The following is a 4,110-nucleotide window of genomic DNA, read 5'->3' as shown; positions in this document are numbered from 1 at the left end:
GCCATTTATAACGAGTATTTTTTGCAGTTTAAATGATAGGATAAACACTATAAACCATACCTTCTAGAAATATAAAAAATTGAGCAAAATCACCAATGGCATTAACTATCAACGAACTATTTGATGAACAATTCTATTTAGAAACCTACCCAGGAGTGGCTGAAGCAGTCGCCAATGGCACAGTCAGTAATGGCTTTTTCCATTTTATTAGGTTTGGTCAATTTGAAAGTCGCGACCCCAACGCTATTTTCAATACTAATTTCTATCTCGCTAATAACCCTGGAGTTGCTGCTGCTGTAGAACAAAATCTTTTGACACCTACAGAACACTTCATCAATTTTGGTCAATTTGAACAACGTAACCCCAGTACTTTATTAGACACCAGTTTTTATCTAGACCGTTACTCAGATGTTGCTGAAGCATTAGTAACTACCTCACTGACAGCAACAGAACACTTTCTCAATGCTGGTCAATTTGAAGGACGGTTGCCACGTTCGTTATTCAGCGATATCTATGTGTTTGGCGATAGTTTGTCTGATACAGGTAATGCTTTTGTTGCTACTGGCGGTCTGTTACCACCCAGTCCTCCCTATTTTCAAGGTCGCACTAGCAACGGCCCTCTATGGATAGAAACTCTTGCACCACAATTAGAGTTAACATCTAACTCTAGTCTCAATTTTGCAGTAAATGGAGCCACCACAGGATTTGTGAATAATACCAATAATCTATTGCCAGAGGGTACTCCCCCACTGTTAATTGGACTGCAGACACAAATTGACAATTTTATTGCAGAGACTCCAGAAACTGATCCTGATGCTTTGTATGTAGTGTGGGCAGGTGCAAATGATTATTTGGGAGGTAGCACCCAAGGTGTACAGTCAAGTGTGGGTAATTTGTCAGTGGCAGTAAATAAGCTAGCAAGCATTGGAGCCAGAAATTTTCTGTTGCCAAACTTGCCCGATCTAGGTTTGACTCCATTCGGACAGAGTTTACCACCAGAACAACAACAGGGATTAAGCTTATTAAGTGAAGGTCACAATAGTGGGTTAGCAGCAGCTTCCCAAATATTAGAGCAAGACCCGAATATTAATATTATTAGCCCTGATTTTAAGACTATCGTTGACAATATTATTGCTAACCCTACTGATTTTGGCTTTACGAATGTCACGGATAATTTCTTAGCTTCTGGAGCAATTAACCCCGATGATTTTTTATTCTTTGATAACATACATCCTACTACCAATGGCCATAATTTTTTGGCAGATACAGCAATAAAATCTATTACAGAGATTTCAGAATTGGTTAGTATTTTGGAGGCTTCTGAAGGCTAATATCAAATCCGGTAGCATTGCTGTAATTAGCAGGAGTCAGGAGTCATATCATGTCCGGTAGCATCGGTATTGTATAGCAAAGGTAAGGAAGAAGGAAGAAGGAAGAGGGAAAAAGTTATAATCAAGCTCGTAGTTGGGCTTTAGTCCTAATATAAAATGAACTAGAGCAGCTATTTTTAAGCATATCCGATCGACATCTACCTTTTTGTAGCATTCTTTTTTCAAATTGGTATTAGCATTAATTAGGGTTTGCGCTCAAAAGTGTTTTAGTAGGGGGAGAAGACAGGAGTTCAGGAGAAATGGGAATTATAGAGGAGGTAGTCGGAAAAATTGTAAGAGTGATTTTTCTGCCATAATCGTCCCAAAATACTAGCTTTTTGAGCTTTTTCCGCTGAAAAACTGGCACTTTTTTTGACCAAAAAATGCTAAAACCAATATCAGTCAATGCTTTGAGATTTAATCAGCAAGCCCTAATTATTCTTATTTTTACTACTCCCCCACTCCCCACTCCCCTACTCCCTCACTCTCCTACTCCCTCACTCCCGACTCCCCCCATCTATGCCACTTGCGAAAATTAGAACCATCACTAACTGCTAAACCTATTTGATGCTGACTTGATAACTCATCGTGACCTCCTTCATTAGCACCGATATAGTACATCCGAAAACTACCATCTACCATCGGTACAACACAAGGAGTACCGATCGCCTATGCATCTCAACGACCAGAACCTTTAGGAGCATGACTAAAAATAGACCCACCAGTTTCTGAACCTGGTTGTTTTTCCCAGTCAATGCCATCAGAAGAAATAGCCAAACCAATAGAATGATATCCACTCTGGTTAACACCTTCGTAAAACATCAAATACTGACCATCTATTTTCATTTCAGGACGTGACGAGTAGCAATACCACGTTCATCAAAGCTTCCCGGTTCTCCTGGTCCTAAAATTTGACCGACTTTCTCCCACTGAAAACCATCTTGGGAAACCGCTAAACCTACTAAAAATAGTCTTTCTGGGTTTAGGGTGTGGTAGTACATTTTCCAGGACGAGCTATCTCGAAGGACTTGTGGCCAAGCACAAAATAAAGCATCAAATTCTCCTGGTTGACCAGGACTCAGGAATGCACCTCGGTGAGGACCTTCCAATCTCACCCAATTAATGCCATCGCGAGAAACTGCACAACCAGGAAGCATCTGAATACCTTTAGCTTGAAACTTTCCTACTTCTAGAACTTGGCGATCGCCACCCAAATACCACATCCAGTAAAGACCGTCACTAAAGTAGACATCACTCACGCCAACATGAGCAGAATCAAATCTATTTTCGTCTGGGTGAGGTTCAAATATAGCTCCCATTGTTAGGAGACCTTTTACTCTTTCCCATTTGACGCCATCAGAGGAAATAGCCAGACCACAACGACCTGTTGGTAAATTGATTTGGCGGTCAAAACTGGCATCGCTCCCATAATACCACATTTTCCAGGTGCCATCTGGACTATGAATTACGCGTGGTGAGGAGATGCGTTCGGAGTCCCACCAACCTTCAGCGCCAGGTGTAAGTACGAGACCGGGTTGATTAATACGAGACCGGGTTGATTAATTTGTGTTGATTTCATTTCAGACATTATTTGCGTTCCAATGATTTAATTAAGGGATGACCATTATTAAGTAGTTCCTTCAGTTTATCAAATGCTGCTGCCTGTTGACGAACGTGGGCATCAATAAATAAACCTATTGTTTCTGCCATGAGAGAACGAATTTCATCTTCTGGTTGAGTTGCAGGAAAGTCGAGAAAAGATGTACCTGTTGTAGGATCAAATGGATAAGCAAAAGAAAAGTGATTAGCTCCCTGAACTAACATCAAATAGCTATCATTTCTTCCTCCTGAAATTGCTTCCTCAAATGTCCGCGATACTGGTGTTGTAGCTTCTTCCCAAATAGTATCATAAAGGTTACTACTATTAGCAATAACTCCATCGCAAGTACCACCTATTAACAACAGCGGCAGTAAGTCTGGCAGGGGTAAAATTGTTGCTGCTTCATATCCTAACATTGTACCTGCTGCTGTATGTACTCCATAACCAAAAGCAGCTACCACTTGCGGAAAAAAGTTAGGACTAGCACTTTCTATTGCCACCCTGCCACCAGCAGAATGTCCACCCAAAATAATTTTTTTTAGGTCAAGCATACCAGCTAGGATGCCGTCTGAATTTATCCGGTCTAACTCTTTGAGGATTGCTGGTAAAGCTGAAGCAGTGGGAGCAGTACCATAAGTATCAGGAGCTAACATTGCAATATCAATCCCTGGTGTCAGGCTAATTATACCAGGAAAGTTTTCTGCAACCCAGGCAAATGTTACTACTACCATTCCTCGTTCAGACAACTTAATAGCTAGCCATTTGTAAAGTTCGGGGTTGGTGTTAAAGCCATTGAATAAAATCACTACTGGAAAAGGAGCTTGTTGGCGATCTGCAGGTACAATACCCTGATTTTGTTGTTGCTCACTACCTGACATTTTGCCTGGGTAGAACACTTTTAGATTAATAGTATCGTATGGTGGTTGAGCGTTATCAACTTTGGTTGCTCGGTAAAAAGCTCGAATGTTTATCTGAACTTCGCTCCTAGAAGAATCAGATAATGACTCAACCGATCTAGTGCAGGATGGCAGAAATAAGTGACCAGTAGGAGCAATGCCCTCTTCCTGAGATAGAATACTCAGAGGTGCGATCGCATCGGAGAGGCCAGCCCCAAAAAGTGACCACTAAAAAAAAGTGATT

General features: G+C 41.1%; 5 protein-coding genes. 1 reads left to right on the top strand and 4 read right to left on the bottom strand.

All coding sequences use genetic code 11. The features are described 5' to 3' along the window. Positions 1-95 precede the first annotated feature (95 nt). Positions 96-1,331 (top strand): SGNH/GDSL hydrolase family protein, encoded by a 1,236-nt coding sequence (locus tag F6K13_RS21670; protein WP_124155257.1) that lies wholly within the window; start codon positions 96-98, stop codon positions 1,329-1,331. A 528-nt stretch (positions 1,332-1,859) separates the two neighbouring features. Here the strand turns inward: F6K13_RS21670 and F6K13_RS21665 are convergent. From F6K13_RS21665 to F6K13_RS21650, 4 genes are all read right to left on the bottom strand, one after another. Further along, complete coding sequence (locus F6K13_RS21665; RefSeq protein WP_205127329.1) at positions 1,860-2,012, bottom strand: hypothetical protein; 153 nt, start codon at positions 2,010-2,012, stop codon at positions 1,860-1,862. Between the two features lie 36 nt (positions 2,013-2,048). Next, on the bottom strand, positions 2,049-2,216 hold the full coding sequence (locus F6K13_RS21660) for a hypothetical protein (RefSeq protein ID WP_205127328.1): 168 nt from the start codon (positions 2,214-2,216) through the stop codon (positions 2,049-2,051). Further along, the gene (locus tag F6K13_RS21655) at positions 2,213-2,809 is read right to left on the bottom strand and encodes a hypothetical protein (protein ID WP_205127327.1); all 597 of its coding nucleotides are present in this window, start codon (positions 2,807-2,809) and stop codon (positions 2,213-2,215) included. Before F6K13_RS21655 ends, F6K13_RS21660 begins: the two co-directional genes overlap by 4 nt. A gap of 148 nt (positions 2,810-2,957) precedes the next feature. Further along, positions 2,958-3,866, bottom strand: coding sequence for a dienelactone hydrolase (locus F6K13_RS21650; RefSeq protein WP_287288340.1), 909 nt, complete (start codon positions 3,864-3,866; stop codon positions 2,958-2,960). Positions 3,867-4,110 lie beyond the last annotated feature (244 nt).

Origin of the sequence: Okeania sp. SIO2B9 (assembly GCF_010672505.1) — a bacterium.
In the GTDB taxonomy this organism is placed as follows: Bacteria; Cyanobacteriota; Cyanobacteriia; order Cyanobacteriales; family Microcoleaceae; genus Okeania; species Okeania hirsuta.
The sequence above is the reverse complement of the archived record's forward strand: the minus strand, read 5'-3'. Positions and strand labels throughout refer to the sequence as shown.

Excerpts from the sequence above, each read along its gene's own strand:
- F6K13_RS21655 (WP_205127327.1), bottom strand. The coding sequence starts at position 2,809 with ATGTGGTATTATGGGAGCGATGCCAGTTTTGACCGCCAAATCAATTTA.
- F6K13_RS21660 (WP_205127328.1), bottom strand. The coding sequence starts at position 2,216 with ATGAAAATAGATGGTCAGTATTTGATGTTTTACGAAGGTGTTAACCAG.
- F6K13_RS21665 (WP_205127329.1), bottom strand. The coding sequence starts at position 2,012 with ATGGTAGATGGTAGTTTTCGGATGTACTATATCGGTGCTAATGAAGGA.
- F6K13_RS21670 (WP_124155257.1), top strand. The coding sequence starts at position 96 with ATGGCATTAACTATCAACGAACTATTTGATGAACAATTCTATTTAGAA.